This window comes from Pedobacter sp. N23S346, assembly GCF_048515415.1.
In the GTDB taxonomy this organism is placed as follows: Bacteria; Bacteroidota; Bacteroidia; order Sphingobacteriales; family Sphingobacteriaceae; genus Pedobacter.
This window is the reverse complement of the sequence record NZ_JBLYEE010000006.1, coordinates 1-17,045: the sequence shown is the minus strand read 5'-3', so window position 1 is coordinate 17,045 and position 17,045 is coordinate 1. Positions and strand designations below refer to the sequence as shown.

Genomic DNA, 17,045 nt, shown 5'->3' with positions numbered 1-17,045 from the left:
GAGTCTTGTAGCCTAACCGCCCTGTTATGAGGCAAAATGTGCTCTTCTGACTTACTAAAGTAATTTACGAGGTATTATTGAAACCGCAAAATTTTGCTTCGTTACGTATTTGTTACGGTTTTTACCTAGAATTGAAATAGCATTAATGCAATATTGTATACTAACACCACGGCATAAACAATAATCGACCTTTGATTTATGCACGGACTTTGTAAAAGTGGCGTGAATAGTAGCCTTAGGGTACAAAACCTGAAGTGGTTATTGGAGGATTTGAAGTTATTCAGTGAGTTAATAGCTGCGTAGAAGTAATGGTTTATAGCTTCTGATGTTGCCGGAATTGGTCATTAACCTCACCGACTGTGAAAAATCGACCAAATAATGTAGTTTGTATTCGTTGATGGAAAGAACTCTGATCAATCGGCAACTCGACTCCGTTCCAGGAATCATTTGTTTAAATAATGCTGGATTAATTTCGAACACTTCCTCTTCGCCATTATTATGTAAATATCCTAATAAGTAATGTGGCAATAAGCCCCCTTTTAATGTAATTTCCTGCTGACCAGGAAAAAAACTTTTCTCATAAAATGGTAATCCTAAGGCCTCCATATCAATTTTTCTTTTTAAAATTCTAGAATCAGGTGCGTTCAAAATCCCCTCATATTTTTCTGGAAGCCATCCGAAAAGGATCAAGGGATTATTACTATACTTTTTCTCGTGACTCCAAGCAAATTTATTCGCTTGGGTAAAGCTAGTGGTAGTGCTAAGTAAAAACGACGAAGCATAGTAATCGCTTTTACTTATATGGTGTAAAAGAGCAAGGTAATAATCTCTAATAGGTATTTGTTTTTGTGAATCCAGCCCATTAATGATGTCAATAAATACCGACTCATTTCCCTGATTACGAAAAAATGTTACTAACACTTCTTCCGTTTTTGTGAAACTTTTTATTGCAATTCTAGCTGTACCAAAGGGTAATTCTCTTTGAAGTAAATTGTGTAGCATCCTAAATATAAGGCGAAATTCATTATTGCCTGCTTCTGCAATATCTATATTATTTGCCCCAGGTAATACTCCTTCAATAAACATACTTGCCTTTGCGCCTAAAACAAAGATTGAACGGCGAAAATCATATTCGAAACGATCCTCTGTTAAGCCATAAACTGATTGAATTTTATCTTTTTTATCACCTCGATATATGAACTTATAGTTGTTTTTATAAATCTTATTGATGCAATTGAAAAAATGTTCTTTTTGTGAATTAGATAAATTTTTTCCGTTCACTTTCAAGAAGTATGCATAGTAATTTGGTACTATATCAGGTTTCATATTCCTATCGATTTAAATCGTATGCTTCAGAGAGAAATATATTTAGGTCAATAAACATCTCATCTAAACTATTATAGACCTGCTCACAGGTATTTGCGTAATTATTTGAAACAGAATTTGGCTCTACATTCAAATCCTTTAATGCTGCATGAAACTTTGATTTTGAATCTCCCGATTTATGAGCATCTAATTGCCTTACATTGTTTAAAGCAAATAACGCTGATAAAAATTTGAATTCTTTCAGTTCTTTAATCCTTTCAATGATAGTTTCTTTATTGTTCGCTGGATCTAAGCCGGTTATCCGCGCTATATGCAAATACTTGAGAATTAGTTCAAGAAGCCTTAGACTTCTAAAATCTTTAGTCTCTACTTTTGAGAAGCCCAAATGATCAACTATTTTTCGTAGTGATTTTTCTTTGAAATTTTCAGCTAACAATATGTATAGTCTTTTACAACGTGAAATAAATTGCTCCTTGGAGAAGGATTTTAAATTCAGATGATGGGTGATAGGTTTATAATCTGGGAAGTCCGACCATCCAGTATACTCTATCCGTTCTTCGTCTATAGTAATAATGTCCAGTGCAGAAAAGTCAAAACTAAAAAGGTGATTCATGAGTTTGGAAAATAAACGGCCAAAAAGAAAATACTTTTTTGTCAAGCACTCAGCTTTTTTAGCAATATTTTCTCCTTCTATAACTTCGGAAGGGTGTATCGAAAATTTATTCCAGTAATCAATTACTTCGTAACTATTTCCCTCATATAATTTCTTTATCTCGATCTTAATAGCATTTCGCCCAATGCGTTCGCAATATGTTACACTCCATTGGTTTCCATAGCTGACACTTCCTGATTTTGGATATACTTCGTAATCGTCATCACTTTCATATTTAGATAATACTTCATCAGATACATAGATATATTCAAACGGCATCTCATGTCTTGCTCTCCATTCTGTTACTAAATTCTCTATTCCTTTCCAATGATGGCCTGTAGAGATTTCCTGTTTCACTTTTGGGTAAATTCCATTTTCAAATAGCACGTTATAACCGTTAATTTCAACACTAGCAGTATTTTCCTTATGATTATATTTCCGGATTCTTATTTCATATCGATTAAATTCTTCAATGTAGAACTCATTACCATTAAGTAGTTCAAGAATGTCTTTGTCAAGACTGATTTCTTTTTTCACCGTAAAAACTTGTACGGCAACCTTTTTTCTTAGATATAAATAATCTTCTAAGTAGTCCTTCCTAATTTTGACATAAGCCTCGGAATGCATTGGAAATTTATATTCCGATAAAAGTTTATTCTGAACTACTTCATATTGAGGTTTTGATAAATCATCCCAGTATATTTTATCGCTTAATAATCTTGGTGACAATTGAAAAGTACTTAAGAATGCTTGGTCTATATTTAATGTTGTATGATTTCCTGACTCCCATGACACTACCAACGGCTCAACCTTCTTTAACCCCAAATGCTTTGAGAGATATAGCCAGAAGGCCGGAGAATAGGTAAAATCCTTACTGTAATTTACTCCCGTGCGATTCACAAATGGGTTAACATGAGAAGCTTTTATTTTATTGATAAGATTAGGCGAAATTATCGCAGTATTTTTATCGATAGTTTCCTCTATTCCACGCTCATCTGTCATACTAAGTTCAGCCACTGTTATATAACTATCATTAGATGTTTTGAAACTTAACGAATTGCCAATGAGTTTCGCGATTAATTTCTCCTTATCTATCATTATTTATTTTGATTATTTAAATTAACTCTTTCAGAAAGTTGCGAAGAGCCAAATTGGCCATGTACATCTTCAATAAATCCCCACTTAAAAAGCGAGTTATTTAAGTATAGATGATTTCGTCGGATTTCATCTATGCATCCCCGGATAATAGTTTGGTTAGGATAGTTTTCAAAAAAACTTTCCCATAAATCAAGAGTTGGTAAAAAATCGTATAGATAGCGACATTGATCGAACACAAAAACATTCGAATACATCCATGTATCTTTTGCTTTGTATTTTAGGCCCATAGTTTTACCTGCATGGGCAATATAGGGATGCCCATAAATTCCCATCAATAATTCAATTAGCAAGTTTTTCATTGGTATGTCGCAGGTCAGATTCATGTATCTATCAAAAAAATCAAGTTTAGTGATAGTGTCTTTTAACTTTTCTCCGCAGATATTGTGGATAAATGTTTTAAAACCTGTATCAGCTTCTTCGAAACGCTTTAATAAACTACCAATATATAGAGCATCCTCTATTGTCATCTTCTTTCGAGTACTGTTGATAAATCGTCTTAGAGTATGATCTTTTGGCAAATGTTCGTTTATTAACCTAGCCCAATTTAATAGCGGATAGGCATCAATAGCCAATAAGTAATGTTGTATTTCATCAATTAATTCCTTTGTCGTTTTTGTATTAATCTTATGTGTTTTAATCGATTCCAATTCTTTTTGGAGCGACTGTTCATTAAGTAGATGATTAGTTTGAACAGACCCTAGCGAAGATAATTGCCACATTGGGATTATTTCTGACGCTATTGTAGGTATGAAATGTGTTAAAAAGGTATCATAATAAGAATCCAAATGCTGATTTATATAATTGCTATAACTTGAAAATGCTCCTGATTTTTCTAATGAACTCATTCCAAATTGATCATCTTCCGGGGGAACTTCATAAAATTCTTTTGTTGCAAACCACGTAGCTAATATATCACCCCAATTATAGTTGTCTCCTGGTTCTGCGAAATTCGTAATCAAAGCAGATAATCCCGTAAGCCTTTTATTAAGAAAGATCTGTTTAATTATTTCCAATGGGGATTGTTGTGGCGAAAGAATTGGAGTGCATGCATCAAAATAGACAATATCGAATTCGTGATTGGTTAACTCGAAAAATTCCGCCAACGACCCTCGATGGATTTTGATTTGAATTTTAGCCTCAATTAAGGATTTTAGTGCCTGCTCATATATTTTCTTATCTGATTCAATTGCCCAAATATTTTCAAGTCTAATTCCATTATTACATAAAATATCTATATCATTATATGGCTCTGGTCCTGAAAGATATAATACTTTTAATTCGCTTGCTAGTTTGGGTTTGCATTTGCTATCATAGAATTCAAACCAACTGTTTTTGCCTCCAAAGAAAAGCCAATTATATTCATTGATGAATTCAAAACTTTTGCTTCCAATAAATCTGAAAAACAGGGAATTGAAGTAATCTGTTATTTTTATAAAGTGTTCCTTAGAAACTAGAAAACTATCCGTTCTCTCACTTGTGAGTGTTTGGATAGCATGTTTTACTAGTTTTTCACGAGCTTCATTTTTAATATTTTGGTTATAAGTTTGCATTGTGGTAGGAAATTATATTCATAATTGGACAGACTTTAAGTTTAAAATGGGATTTTAATTAGACATTCAGTATCCCAAAATTTACCTTCAGAAATTCTCCTATAACTTGCCTTGCCATTCCGACATATTGTTCTTCTGGATTTAGAAACCTTTTGAGTCGCTCCAATTCTCTTTTCAAAATTTTTTCGAAATAAAATCTTAGGGCAGTATTTGGATCGTTCAAAAACTGATTAAAATTATGTGTTGCTTCTTTTACTCTTTGAATTTGAGCTTGGATATCGATAAGTACCTTCTCGCGAGCTTGGACTAACGGAACCCTTTGTAAAACGTAAGCTTCAATAGAAGTCTGCCCTTTTATACTGAAAACTCCATGTTCATCTTTTTTTGGACGAACAACGCCCTCTTTGCCATATTCCAAATGTTCCTCAGGATTATCCTCACAGGGGTTTAATAATAGCCTAAATGATTCTTCGTCTTTTATTCCGTTAGCATTTCCGTGTTGACGCACGTATTTAGTAGGATCAGACAATGGAAATTGATTCATTTTTCCCATTGTTTTTTTTGAACTCACTCCGTAAAGAGAATGTTTTAGTTTTTGGTTACAGTTACGACAAGACAGCAATAAGTTGTCCCAATCAGCTGCTAACCAATAGTAGCCAGGTTTAGTGTCCGGAAGCGCTTCTTCAATTTCACCTTTTGGTCTAAAATGTTCAACATCTCCAGAATAGACGTGTAAAAAAGTGCTTTCACAATAGGCACATTTACTCTTAAACAATTTTACAAGAGCATCTTTAACTTCTGTATTTGAATATATTTTAAACTCAAAAGCTACTTTGTTGGCATCATAGGGTGTATAATGTTCAATTGCCCTTGCAGTTTCTGTTTTGCCTTCTCTATTTTTTTTATCTAATGCTGCCGGGCGTGGAACTGAGGCTCTATCTATCTTTATCATAGATTTCCGGTTTTGCTGTCAATAGTCTTCCATAAACTCTCAACTCTTTTTATAGCCTCTGCTTTTAAGTCCTCTTTTATTTTTAAGCCATCCTCTCTGGTTTTTCTAGCCAATAACTCATCAATAACATAATAAGCCAATTCTTCCCGAAGATTGTCTCCCAAATGCTTTATTCTCGGGATAAGTTCACTTAGTTCTAGTATTCGCTTATTTTGTTCATCGGTTCGATCATCGTCGTTTAAAGCCAGAATAGTATAGTATTCATCAAACAGCCTCTCCGTTTGTGGATCAATAGTGCTTTTTAATCCGAAAAAATCTGAAGTCAAAATTTGATCAATACGCAGCTCACTTGGATCAGGTAAGTCAGTTAGAGCTATAATTTCCTTGTCTTCATCTTTTGTAAGGACGACTGCTTCACCGGCAATAAGACCTCTTAGGCAGAGAGGCTCATGGGTGGTTACAACAAATCTGATTTTAGGAAATGCTTTTCTCAATCTGCCGACAACTTCCATACGCCACCTTGGGTGAAGATGTGTTCCAATTTCGTCAATTAGCACCATACCTTCAGCTAAATCAAACGTTACGTTTTCACCAGCTAACGTTGCCATAATATCGACAGCTAAGAAAAAAATGGATTTATAGCCATCGCTGAGTTCATCAATATAGAACTTGTCGTTTCCTCGTTTTATAATGGCTTGATATTCTTCAATCTCAATAATATCATCGTGATCTAATATCATTAAATCCTTGAGGGTTAAAGCTGCACGATCGAATACCTCTTTAGGTAAAGTTGCCAGCCAATTATCAGCATCTACCAATGAAAAAGTGTAGTCGAACAAATTTTTAGCCTTGGCGCCATAAAATTCGATCTTCTCTGGTATCATTTTCCCAATTGTAGGCTTTAAGCGGATTGAATTATAAGCTAAAACGTTTACGATGGGCTGACTAATTGAAGATATAATTTCGTTATTATTGAAATGGACTTCTATAGGATTTGTTGAACCAACTAAGTGTAATTTAATATAGCCATTCTCCTCGCCATGCTTTAATATCTCTTTTCCTGTTATGGCCAGATCCTTGATGTAATCTTTTCCTGTTAAACCAATGACAATTGCTTTGAGTAGAGAGCTTTTGCCTACACCATTTTCTCCTAAAAATAACACCCAGGGTTCTATTATAGGATTTTCTTGTTTGATTTTGCTCTCCGCTATCCCACTATTATTACCAAAGTCCAATTTTAAATTTGTAAAACATTTGAAGTTCTTGAGTTCTATTTTTTCAACGTAAATATGTCGGATATCGTCAAGTTTAAGTTCACCACTAATTTTTTCTCTGACATCAATTGTTAGCTCTGTTTTATTCGCAAATTTTTCAATTTCTTGAAGAGAGAATTTTAACGGTTCGCCTTTATTAATTTCACTATCTAAGAATACTTTAAAGTCTCTGTTAACTATATAGTCATGAATTTCTAGCTCTTTGAGCCACTTAGTAAGCAATTGCCTTTGAATGCCTAAATATGGTTTGAGTGATTCTCGATTATTAAATATTTCTCCCCAGGAACGTGTAATTTCATTCACACGTTCCATATTTTGATTTGCGTTCTTAAATAATGATAAGAAGAAAGTCCATTGCTCTTTAAGTTCTTCCAACGTTCTGCGTCTTGCTTCGACGAGATCAGAACGATTCAGCTTTATAATTTCAATAGTAGTTTTACCCTTGGCGGTTAGAAAGTCTACCTCTCCGTGTTCGTTATAAGTTAAGTGTTCTTCCGGTTGATCAACACAAGGATCTATCAATAATGCCACTTCCTGAACAATGATATCTTCATATTTTGTTGCTATTGCAGATCTCGTACCCTCAACAGGGAACCAAGATGATTTATATTGATTACAGTTTGGGCAGCAGTAATAAAGATTATTCCATTCATAAGTAAGCCACCAATAGTGGTCATTGGAAAACTCCTTTTCTAATCCTCTTGCTCCACTTTTGGGGCGAAAATGGTCGTATTCAGATTTTGTAATTTCTAAAGGAATTACGGACTCACAATAAGCACATTTGCCATTAAAGGCTTCCCTCAATGCCTTTAAAAACTTATCTCTTAGCTCGGGTTCAAAAGGTTTAGAATATTTTTCCTGTGACCGAGACTCCTTTGAGCGGTTATAGAAATCTTCCAATCTTTTTTTTGCTATCTCGATTTCTGTTGAATAGAAAACCTCTGGATGCGAAATTATTGATCTGTCTATGTAAATCATTTGGCATGAGTTTTAGCGAATTTTTCCAAAATAGTTGCACTTGGGTGATTTGAAAGTGAAATTAATTTATTAGCTAGTGCTACAGGAACAATTGCATTGTCATACATATCACACCTTAGCTTTTCGATATTCCAAAGAATTACATCAATATTCTTAAAGTCTGATTTCTGAGGATTTAAAACTATATTTTCACTTTCGACTGGCAAAGTAATTACATACATTCTATTGTCCTTTGATTTGAAGATCAGCTTTGAGCTATAATACGAGGTTCTTGCGTATGGGTCAGGATTGTCAGACGGCCCAGGCAATATATAGCTATAAATGTGCTTGTTATCTAACAGCAATGCTTCACCAGGTTTCAAAAGATCTTTAATTTCATCCGCATGTTCAACGAAGGCCCCAGATTTTTCTAATCCAGCCATAAATAAATTATATTTATCAAAAAGATAGTTACAAAGCTTTCTAACCGGATCATGCATATTTGCCGTCTGCCCAAAGAATGCAAGAGGCCCATCTTTAATAAATAAAAAGCGATTAAGTAGATCAGGTTTATTCTCTTTGATAAATTTAATAGTATGAATAATGTTTATTTGCTCAATTAAGTTGGTTAAGTAGCCCAAAATCCCACCTGCCCCTAATTCATCATCCACTGCTTCATGCAATCTGAAAATATCAGTCAAGTAAATATCTTTATTGCAGACTTTGCAAGAGTTGGAAATGAAGTCACTATTAAAATCAATTCTGTTTAGGGAAACATTTCTTTCGCCACAATGAGGGCACTGAGATAGATTATAAGTATCAATAGGGGTTGAGTAGACTTCGTAGATCAACCAAAATAACGTGTCCAAAAGATTTTTTTCATCATCTTTACTTTTAAAAAACTCATATATACTTTTCCGTACAGAATGAGTTAGCGTGAGGCTTTGCTTATACGATACGTTCTTAGTAGGTAAAACTAATTTGCTTCTCTCCAGTTCTTTTAATTTTGACATGGATTCCCTCGATATAAATGGCATTTCCGAAATGTTATCAAGATCCTTGGTGTTAAGTAGTAATTCCCCAAATTGAAAAAAAGTAATTTGCGAGGAAGGGAATGTTTTTTTGACTGGCACAGTAGTGTAGCTTCCGTCCATTGCAATAATGTGTTCTATGGGGTTCTCATCAGGATATTGTAATTGAATTACAAGTGCTTGATTTAACACAACATCCTCAACAGATTTGGGATACTCGCAACTACTCAGAAATTCCCTAACATCCTGGTCATTGACAATGTGTGAATGAGAAGATTTACTCGCATACTCATCTGGTCTTTTCCCTGTTTTACTACTATATGCCATGATTATTTCTTTATATTATTGTGCTAAAAATTTATCTATCTGAACCGGAACAACAAAAGGATTTGAGTAGGTTTTCATTCTTACGAAACCTTTGTCGTTTTTAGCACTAAATCTTATTAAGGCATCTGCAAAATCGTCGAAATCGTAATATTTTCGCAACTCCTTAATTTCATCTTCATTATTTAAATGTGCAATGAACCAGTTCTGAGTATTTTTTAAAATATTAGAGCTTATAGAGCTTACTTCTTGAGTTGCATAAATCATCCCCAAGTTTAATTTTGCGCCTTCTTTTGCTATTCGATTGTAAATTTGACTTAAATCCTTATCATCTTTTTTAGGAAATAGATTATGAGCTTCCTCAAAATAAAATTGAATAAAGTTGTTTGGAAGACTATCTGTAAAACGTGCCATTGAGTCTGAAAATATTTTTTTAGAAATTCTCTCAAGAAAAATACCTTGTAATGTTGGATCACCTTGAGATAAATCTATTATTACAATTCCCCCAGTCCGAAGAAACTTTGATATTTCAACTTCAAATGAGTCATCTGTAGTGTTAGTGTGCATTTTAGCCACTCGTTTAAATTTATCAAAACCGCTTACGGACCTACCATCTTTTTTTTGAGTTAAGAATATCATAAGTGTTTTCATATCGTCGGAAAACCAATCCTTGCCGTTCGTTTTTTTATAGTCTGCAAAAGGCTTTTCATTAATGTTTTCCCATGCACATCTAAACCAGCTTTCAGCCTCCTCGATTGAAACACCTTTCTCTGTGTCAATATCTTTATATTTTGTGTTGACGAGATCTTTTATTGCTGCATCAGTCTTAAACTTAACCTTATATCCATTTGGTGGCTTAAAACCAGCCTTATTTAAGCAGCAGAAGTATATCGCTTTATTCTTATTATATTTTGTCCATTCGCTAAAGTGTTCATTGTCCAAAGGTGGTGGGATAAAGTCAAGAACTTTTAGGCTGGTTATATAATCGCCTTTGTCATCGTCCAATGATGCACATATATAGCTGAATCCTGTTGGAATGTCTTTATAAAAATTGACCTTCATTATTTTAAAATCTGGATCAGATTTCTCTAGAATACTATATCTTACTGTATTCGCCTTGTATTTCTCAAAAATAGCTGTACCCTCATCTTGTAGGTTTTTATTAGCATATTCCCCGTTCACATCAAATATTAATTGACCGACAGGGTATTTTGGAGCTCCACTTTTATCGAAAGATTTTAAATTTTCTTCTATGGGCGTGGAGCTTTCATTTTGTAATTGCAATTTAGCTTTGCCCGATATCTGAGATGTTGCCTCAATTACTTTCTTCACAGTATTTGATTTTCCCGTTCTTGTCATTCCAAACAAAGATGTTCTTTTACCTAATAGATCAGCAGGATGAATAAATACTTCTGCATTGTTCTCAATATCTTTACTTTGAAATCGTAAGCTGGAGCTATACCTTACATGCCCGATAGAAAATTCATTATCATTTCCGGGTATAATATCAGGCGAGTCACGTTGATTAACAATAAACCCTAACACATCTTTATTTACTTTATAAACACTGTAATGATGTGCCGAATAGAAGTTCTCTAAATCTGCCCCAAATTCAACTTTGTCATCAGTATTTCTATAAAAGGTTCCTAATACTCTACATTCAAGTCCAGAGAAGCTGAATTCATATCGTGTGAAGTCGTCTAATTTGGAATTATTTCCTGACGTTGGCAGATTGTCCTTATAGTACTCTATCATTGAGCTTATTACAGCACTATCGGTTGGTAATTTTGCAGGTGCAAGTGCACGTAATAAGATTGCTTCTTCTACAGTCTCTTCATTGTCGTAGAATGCTAACAGAAAAGTTCCTTGTGCGATCCCTTTTACTCTTTCTTTATCATCATCACAAACCAGAATATTTGCTCGGTTATAATCTAAGGTAAAAGGATGCCCTACAAAAAGATCAGGCTGCTTTCCTTGTTTAAGAGGATCAACAGACATCAAATTTTTTATTTTATCTACTGTTTTCATTATTTAATTTTAGTTAGAGGGGATTTAAGCGCTGGGTCGCTGAATCTAATGATTGCTTGATCTATGTACTCATCTTTTATTTCAAAAGACACCCATTTTCTTTGGAGCTTTTCTGCGCAGTAACCGGTTGTATTACTGCCTGAAAATGGATCTAATACTAAATCTCCTTCGTTAGTCAAAAATTGCGTAAAGAAGTTTATAAGCCCACCAGACATTCTCGCAGGATGGGGGCTTACATTTTTTTCTCTACAAGTTTTCAAAAAGTAGTCATTTGAATTGGTATTAGAGAAGCTTAGAACGCTATGCGGCAATCGAACCTCTCTTTTTTCATCCAGTATATCCATTTCAAAGAAGTTATGGGCAATACTTCCTCCATTGTCCTTTAAAAAACCTGCTTCACTAATATGGTGTTCGGATGGTCTTTTTCCGGAATTATATTTCTGTTTTTTAAGCAATTGTAACATGCTTTTACTGTATGGCCTAAGTACCTTACTATTATCTGCTTTAGGAAAATCTGTCTTTGCTAACCACCAAACATGGGTATAGCTGTCTACAGTTCTCAATCTATTTACAGTAACCCATTGTGCAGGCGACGGAAGTTTAGATGGGTTATAACAAATAAACTCTTGAATGAGTCTTAGATTGGCATTGGGATTTTTTACTAATCCAAATAAACATTCTAAATGTAAAAGAGATTGTACAGGCCGCTCAGGTTCCCAGGCATTTCCTATTTCTATCACAAGCGAACCGTCATCTGCTAACAGATTTGAGAAAATAGGGGCTAACTCTATAAACCACTTTAAGTATTCTTCACCCTTTTCATTACCATATTGTTTTTTATTATTTAATGGGAATGGAGGTGACGTAATTATTAGGTTCACTTTACCCTTAAGTGCCGCAATCTCATCATCAGTATCAAGCAACTCTATCGAGTTGCCTTGAATCAACATGCCAAGTTTAGATTTGTATATATATGTTTTTTTCTTTTTAGCCATTTTTCACAAAATTTTTATTCAACAACGCTTCTAATTCTCCTTTAACTACATCAAAATCAGGCAGTGTGTCTCTTTTGATTTGATGCCCAAGGCTATTGCTCCATGCGAGCTTTACCGCCCGTTCACTTTTAGGATTGATTAACTGTTCTATTCCTGTAAATTCTAAATTTTTATATTTAATTTTTACATGGAACGCCGCTATTATTTTGTTCCATTCAAGACCAGTCATATTGTTTGATAAGTACCATATATCATAGTAATCTCGTGGCGCAGTGTATGATCGTTGTATTAATGCTCTAATTTTTTCCGATAAAACTTCTTCTATTGCATAACAAGGGATAGATGTATTAATTAATAAGCTATCCGAGTACGGATGAAATAGTTCTCTTTGAATGGGCTCAAAAATCATCTTCTCGTATAGTATTATTTCAATCTTGATTTTGGTCTGCCATCTTTCTACTGGTGGAGGTGCCTCGTTTTTTGAATGGTCTGCTCCCCAGTATTTTACTATTGCTTCAAATCCTACGTGCTTGTCCTGAAATTTAATTGGTTTTAGTGATGCTATATGCGTTTTAATTCCTGCATGTGCAGTCACTTTTTCACAGATATCTAATAGATTCTTATCGGTGAAGTTGAAACTTTCATTTGTTGATGTAAAATCAAGGTCTTCTGAAAATCGATAATCATCAAACCAACATTTTCTCAAGCAAGTACCTCCTTTGAATATTAGATTATCTCTAATTTCTGGAACAGTGTACATTGCAGCAATAAAATGCCCCAGTACCCAATCCTTGTCGATTACTGTTTTTGCTACGCCCACATTCTGAGCTATATCTGCAACTTCTTTTTGGAAGATCATTAATATTGTTTATTTATAATACCTAGTATATTTTCTTCAGTAATATTTAACCTTAGTTTCCACCGATTGACAAATTCACCTTCCTCTTCACCTGCTGGATCAAAAAGATTATATTTTTCGTTGGTCTGTTTCTCTGCATATTGAATGAAATCAGTCAAATCATTTTTTTCAAATAAGGTAGCAAGGTATCCCATACGCTTTATTGCTGCGATGTTGTGGATAGCTTCACATGCAGCAATCATTTTTTTGCTATTCAAAGAGGCTTCGTTAAAAGCTCTGATTAATTCTGCATATCCACCTGAATATTGCGGTAGGTCAAAGCAGTCTGCAATGGTTTTTTCAATTGTAGTTATCCGATATTTATGGTTTCCATATCCCTCTTCTTTAATTTCCGCCTGTTTCGATGAGATGACTTTGACAAATTTGTAATAGACCCCGAAGACAATTTTGTCCTTTTTAGCTTTGCTTGTCTGGACAAATATCGAGTTCGGAAACTGTTCCGTAAGTCCATATTTATGTAAAGCCGACCAATATGAAATCACTCCATCTGAAGCCAAAAATGAACCAATGACATTTTCGTCCCTGAAATTGTATCTGCAATACTTTCCTCTTTCAATCCTTGAAAATATGCGTTTGTGAACAAGATTTTCAATTAACTCATTTATGTTATCCGCTTTATCGCCTAGTTGAGCTTTTACTTCTTCTAGTGTGAATATATCTAGCTCATAATCATCTAGCATGAGCATAAAGTCTATTTGCTTTTGAGTGAGATTTTCTGATATATATGTACTTCTCGCCATTACCTTTTGTTTCGTTTAAAACCCAATTTATTGGGGTTTTTGTCTACTTTAAAGGTAAAGATATGGATTTTTTTAAAATATGCAACACCTGCTTTATTTTCTCACCACTAGATGGCTCAACCCCGGGTCATTCAACATCCGCTCCATTTCGGACTGAATAATATCCTGTATATCCTGCTTGATTTGAAGACAGTACCATAGAACAATCGTATTGTCTAGCTTACGTGTTATCTCAATATGTTTAGACCCGCCTGGAATTGAACCGCTGACTAAAAGATTCTAAGTCTTCTACTCCAATTCCGAGCTTACGGACTATTTGCTTCGCAAATAAGTAACTTAGATCTTTTTCCAGAATTTGAAATTACGTTGTTACTTATTTGTTACGGTTTAAATCGGGAACAAGAACATATCTTTTTTGTCATAATCGGTTCGACCTTAGTACGGCTGGGTTGTTTCATATAACCTACCAGAAAATCGAACCATTAAAATCTCCCATTTTTAAAGCGATAGGCAGGTTTCAAACAAAAAAAACTCTTTTTTTTCATAAAAAGGGGCTGTACCTGGAGCCGGAGTCGAACCCAAATAGAAAAAGCCATCATTTCTGATGGCTTTCATTTCGATTTTTTTTGAAGTACTCGGGGCGGGAATCGAACCCGCACGCCTTTGAAAGCACAGGATTTTAAGTCCTGCGTGTCTACCAGTTCCACCACCCGAGCAGGCGATTAACCTTTTAAAATAAATGCCTCCTGGTAAGAAGGCATTTAGAGCGAAAGACGAGATTCGAACTCGCGACCCCGACCTTGGCAAGGTCGTGCTCTACCAACTGAGCTACTTTCGCATAATGAATACAATCGCTGTATTCCCTTTGGGGTTGCAAATATAGGAATATAAATATCAGATGCAAAACTAATTTAAAAATTATTTTAGATGCCTTAATGCAGATGTTTACGCAGGGCAGATAGTTGTCTGGTCGTTCTAGGAGATATATTTAAATGAATGATTATTCTAGTGTGCTTCTATTTATTCTTTTTGAAGCATTTTTGCCTTCGCTTTTTCAAATAATTGAGTACACCAATCCTGATATTTATAAAACGTTTTCTCACTATATTTTGATAAATACACCGCAGGGAGGATCATTTTTTTCTTGATTGAAGGGATAGGAATTAATTTAATTTTTTTATTATCAAAGTAATTCCAGTTACCAATATAATCATGAGTTAAGAGGTTAACACTTGATTCTCCACTGCCATCATTGCTTGCAGGTCCGAGTTCATACCGACTCATACCAATTAATTGCACCTGTTTTTCTTTTGGATTATACCTGAACTGGCAGGTATAACCAGAACGCATCCAGTTATTATAATACTCAAAGCCGCTCTTTGTTTTTCGGATACCAGATGAGGAGGGGTCGAGTTCCAGTTCCAGGCTTCGGATTGATTTGAATTTCTGCGTGGAGAGTTTGCAGATGATCACTGAGTTTTGTCGATCAATAGTAATTACATCCTTAATCAAATCATTGTCTAAGTCAGTGTATAAAATATCTGAATGATCTTCTTGAGCAGATGATGACATGTTAAACAAGCAAATCAGTATAAAAAAGCTTATATTTTTCATTTTCTATTAACTGTTTATTTCTGATCAGTTATGACAGCATAGATCAGTCCTATTTCATTCTATGCCTGAAATATAATTTATTCTTTTCGAAGATACTGTCTAAATTTCATGAATGAAGATCAACTTGCGAAGTTTTGGTGGCCGTTGTTGGGGGAAATACTTCGAAAGTTTGTGGTATTATCATTAAAACTGACGAAATTCTTCAGCGCACAGGCTTTGGAAATTTCGTAAGTTGATAAATTATAATTTTTAGACTGCTTCTAAGATAATTTTTAATTCCTTTCTGTGCAATTTTTGAATATGATCTTTTTGGCTTAAAATGGAAAAGCCCTGATTTTCATGAAGGCTTTAATCTCGATTTTTTTGAAGTACTCCCAACGATACAATTATACAAGCATTTTCATGAAGATTTGGACGCATTATTAAGGCTGATTGTGTAGAAATAGACTTTTGGGAGTATGGAAACGTTACAAATATCCAAACGTTTTTAATAGAACTGTTAAGAATTTTATTTTGGAAATAAAATTGAGGAAATAATTATTTTTATAGATTAACTATTTCCAATCCTCCTATACGTTCGAAATGTTTTTTGTTCAATGTGGCAATCTTTAGCTGATTACCTAATGCGGTAGCATCAATTAACAAATCTGGCAATTCAATTAATTTTGAAGCTGATTTCAATTGTTTATAAATGCTGCTTCCTGTCAAGCTTATGTTGTTTATATTGATCCGAATCCATGGTAGGAGCATTCAACAAGAAACTCTGGAATTCTGAAAGTTCGGATGTCGCCTTTTCCTGAATAAATCCCTCGTTTAATGCAGTTTTTAGCTGATTAATTTTTGCAGCAGGTAATTTTTTGATTGCATCCAAAAGCTGCTCATAGCCAATATTTACTGTAACCTCCATATGCCTAACATTACTTTACCAAAGTTACATATTATCAAATCTAAACACAAAATAAGAGAATATTAAATTGAAATACTATTGACATAGAAATGGGGTGAATAACTAGACCACCATTTATTTATCCAGCCAGTTACGATTTTTTAAGGATATCGTTTAATATCACAACGCCAATTGAACCTAGTCTAGATTACAAAAATAGTTACCAAAAAAAACTCTTTACACACTGTAAAAAGGGTTTGTACTGGGGGCGGAAATCGAACCCGTACACCTTTGAAAGCATAGGATTAACCTACTGGTAGGTGTCTCACCCAATGCTATTAACTTATCGATATAAATATTTGAAAATCAAATATTTATATCGATAAGTTAATTATTAAAAAAGCAATATAAAGATGAGTATAATTTCTTCAAATCAAAAAGTGGAGCAACATAAAGTGGCTCCTAAAAAAAACATTTGATTTCATTCAGGATAAAAATAATTTTTCTCAATCTTTTAAAGAGCCAATCTTTTTTACACGCACACGAAGTTTAAGCTTTCCGGTTGTTGTTTCTACCATATTAAATCTTTTTAAAGAATCTGTAGCGTATAATATTTCTACAATTTTGCCCAGTTTATCA

12 protein-coding genes and 2 tRNA genes are annotated in these 17,045 nt (G+C 34.3%); all 14 read right to left on the bottom strand.

Going from position 1 to position 17,045, the window contains the following annotated elements:
• Positions 1–288 precede the first annotated feature (288 nt).
• Positions 289–1,326: a hypothetical protein gene (locus tag ACN1CD_RS11960; RefSeq protein ID WP_419130623.1), complete on the bottom strand. Its 1,038-nt coding sequence runs from the start codon at positions 1,324–1,326 to the stop codon at positions 289–291.
• Positions 1,327–1,330: 4 nt separating this feature from the next.
• A complete protein-coding gene (locus ACN1CD_RS11955; protein WP_419130622.1) occupies positions 1,331–3,076 on the bottom strand; it encodes a hypothetical protein in 1,746 nt (581 codons plus the stop codon).
• A complete protein-coding gene (locus ACN1CD_RS11950) occupies positions 3,076–4,686 on the bottom strand; it encodes a hypothetical protein (RefSeq protein WP_419130621.1) in 1,611 nt (536 codons plus the stop codon). Before ACN1CD_RS11950 ends, ACN1CD_RS11955 begins: the two co-directional genes overlap by 1 nt.
• 58 nt (positions 4,687–4,744) lie before the next feature.
• The gene (locus ACN1CD_RS11945) at positions 4,745–5,638 is read right to left on the bottom strand and encodes a hypothetical protein (RefSeq protein WP_419130620.1); all 894 of its coding nucleotides are present in this window, start codon (positions 5,636–5,638) and stop codon (positions 4,745–4,747) included.
• The gene (locus tag ACN1CD_RS11940) at positions 5,635–7,890 is read right to left on the bottom strand and encodes an AAA family ATPase (RefSeq protein WP_419130619.1); all 2,256 of its coding nucleotides are present in this window, start codon (positions 7,888–7,890) and stop codon (positions 5,635–5,637) included. The genes ACN1CD_RS11945 and ACN1CD_RS11940 overlap by 4 nt, the downstream gene beginning before the upstream one ends.
• Positions 7,887–9,227, bottom strand: a complete 1,341-nt coding sequence (locus ACN1CD_RS11935) for a hypothetical protein (RefSeq protein ID WP_419130618.1) — start codon at positions 9,225–9,227, stop codon at positions 7,887–7,889. The genes ACN1CD_RS11940 and ACN1CD_RS11935 overlap by 4 nt, the downstream gene beginning before the upstream one ends.
• Before the next feature lie 15 nt (positions 9,228–9,242).
• Positions 9,243–11,252, bottom strand: coding sequence for an ATP-binding protein (locus ACN1CD_RS11930; protein ID WP_419130617.1), 2,010 nt, complete (start codon positions 11,250–11,252; stop codon positions 9,243–9,245).
• Complete coding sequence (locus ACN1CD_RS11925) at positions 11,252–12,247, bottom strand: DNA-methyltransferase (RefSeq protein ID WP_419130616.1); 996 nt, start codon at positions 12,245–12,247, stop codon at positions 11,252–11,254. Before ACN1CD_RS11925 ends, ACN1CD_RS11930 begins: the two co-directional genes overlap by 1 nt.
• Positions 12,240–13,106, bottom strand: a complete 867-nt coding sequence (locus tag ACN1CD_RS11920; RefSeq protein WP_419130615.1) for a nucleotidyl transferase AbiEii/AbiGii toxin family protein — start codon at positions 13,104–13,106, stop codon at positions 12,240–12,242. The genes ACN1CD_RS11925 and ACN1CD_RS11920 overlap by 8 nt, the downstream gene beginning before the upstream one ends.
• Positions 13,106–13,906 carry a type IV toxin-antitoxin system AbiEi family antitoxin domain-containing protein gene (locus tag ACN1CD_RS11915; RefSeq protein ID WP_419130614.1) on the bottom strand — a complete coding sequence of 267 codons (801 nt, stop codon included), beginning with the start codon at positions 13,904–13,906 and terminating at the stop codon, positions 13,106–13,108. Before ACN1CD_RS11915 ends, ACN1CD_RS11920 begins: the two co-directional genes overlap by 1 nt.
• A gap of 632 nt (positions 13,907–14,538) precedes the next feature.
• A tRNA-Leu gene (locus tag ACN1CD_RS11910) sits at positions 14,539–14,622 on the bottom strand.
• A gap of 49 nt (positions 14,623–14,671) precedes the next feature.
• A tRNA-Gly gene (locus ACN1CD_RS11905) sits at positions 14,672–14,744 on the bottom strand.
• A gap of 182 nt (positions 14,745–14,926) precedes the next feature.
• Positions 14,927–15,520, bottom strand: a complete 594-nt coding sequence (locus ACN1CD_RS11900) for a hypothetical protein (RefSeq protein ID WP_419130613.1) — start codon at positions 15,518–15,520, stop codon at positions 14,927–14,929.
• 685 nt (positions 15,521–16,205) lie between these two features.
• A complete protein-coding gene (locus tag ACN1CD_RS11895; RefSeq protein ID WP_419130612.1) occupies positions 16,206–16,427 on the bottom strand; it encodes a hypothetical protein in 222 nt (73 codons plus the stop codon).
• Between the last annotated feature and the right edge of the window lie 618 nt (positions 16,428–17,045).

Coding starts and splice junctions, on each gene's coding strand:
- ACN1CD_RS11960 (WP_419130623.1), bottom strand. CDS start 1,326: ATGAAACCTGATATAGTACCAAATTACTATGCATACTTCTTGAAAGTG.
- ACN1CD_RS11955 (WP_419130622.1), bottom strand. CDS start 3,076: ATGATAGATAAGGAGAAATTAATCGCGAAACTCATTGGCAATTCGTTA.
- ACN1CD_RS11950 (WP_419130621.1), bottom strand. CDS start 4,686: ATGCAAACTTATAACCAAAATATTAAAAATGAAGCTCGTGAAAAACTA.
- ACN1CD_RS11945 (WP_419130620.1), bottom strand. CDS start 5,638: ATGATAAAGATAGATAGAGCCTCAGTTCCACGCCCGGCAGCATTAGAT.
- ACN1CD_RS11940 (WP_419130619.1), bottom strand. CDS start 7,890: ATGATTTACATAGACAGATCAATAATTTCGCATCCAGAGGTTTTCTAT.
- ACN1CD_RS11935 (WP_419130618.1), bottom strand. CDS start 9,227: ATGGCATATAGTAGTAAAACAGGGAAAAGACCAGATGAGTATGCGAGT.
- ACN1CD_RS11930 (WP_419130617.1), bottom strand. CDS start 11,252: ATGAAAACAGTAGATAAAATAAAAAATTTGATGTCTGTTGATCCTCTT.
- ACN1CD_RS11925 (WP_419130616.1), bottom strand. CDS start 12,247: ATGGCTAAAAAGAAAAAAACATATATATACAAATCTAAACTTGGCATG.
- ACN1CD_RS11920 (WP_419130615.1), bottom strand. CDS start 13,106: ATGATCTTCCAAAAAGAAGTTGCAGATATAGCTCAGAATGTGGGCGTA.
- ACN1CD_RS11915 (WP_419130614.1), bottom strand. CDS start 13,906: ATGGCGAGAAGTACATATATATCAGAAAATCTCACTCAAAAGCAAATA.
- ACN1CD_RS11900 (WP_419130613.1), bottom strand. CDS start 15,520: ATGAAAAATATAAGCTTTTTTATACTGATTTGCTTGTTTAACATGTCA.
- ACN1CD_RS11895 (WP_419130612.1), bottom strand. CDS start 16,427: ATGGAGGTTACAGTAAATATTGGCTATGAGCAGCTTTTGGATGCAATC.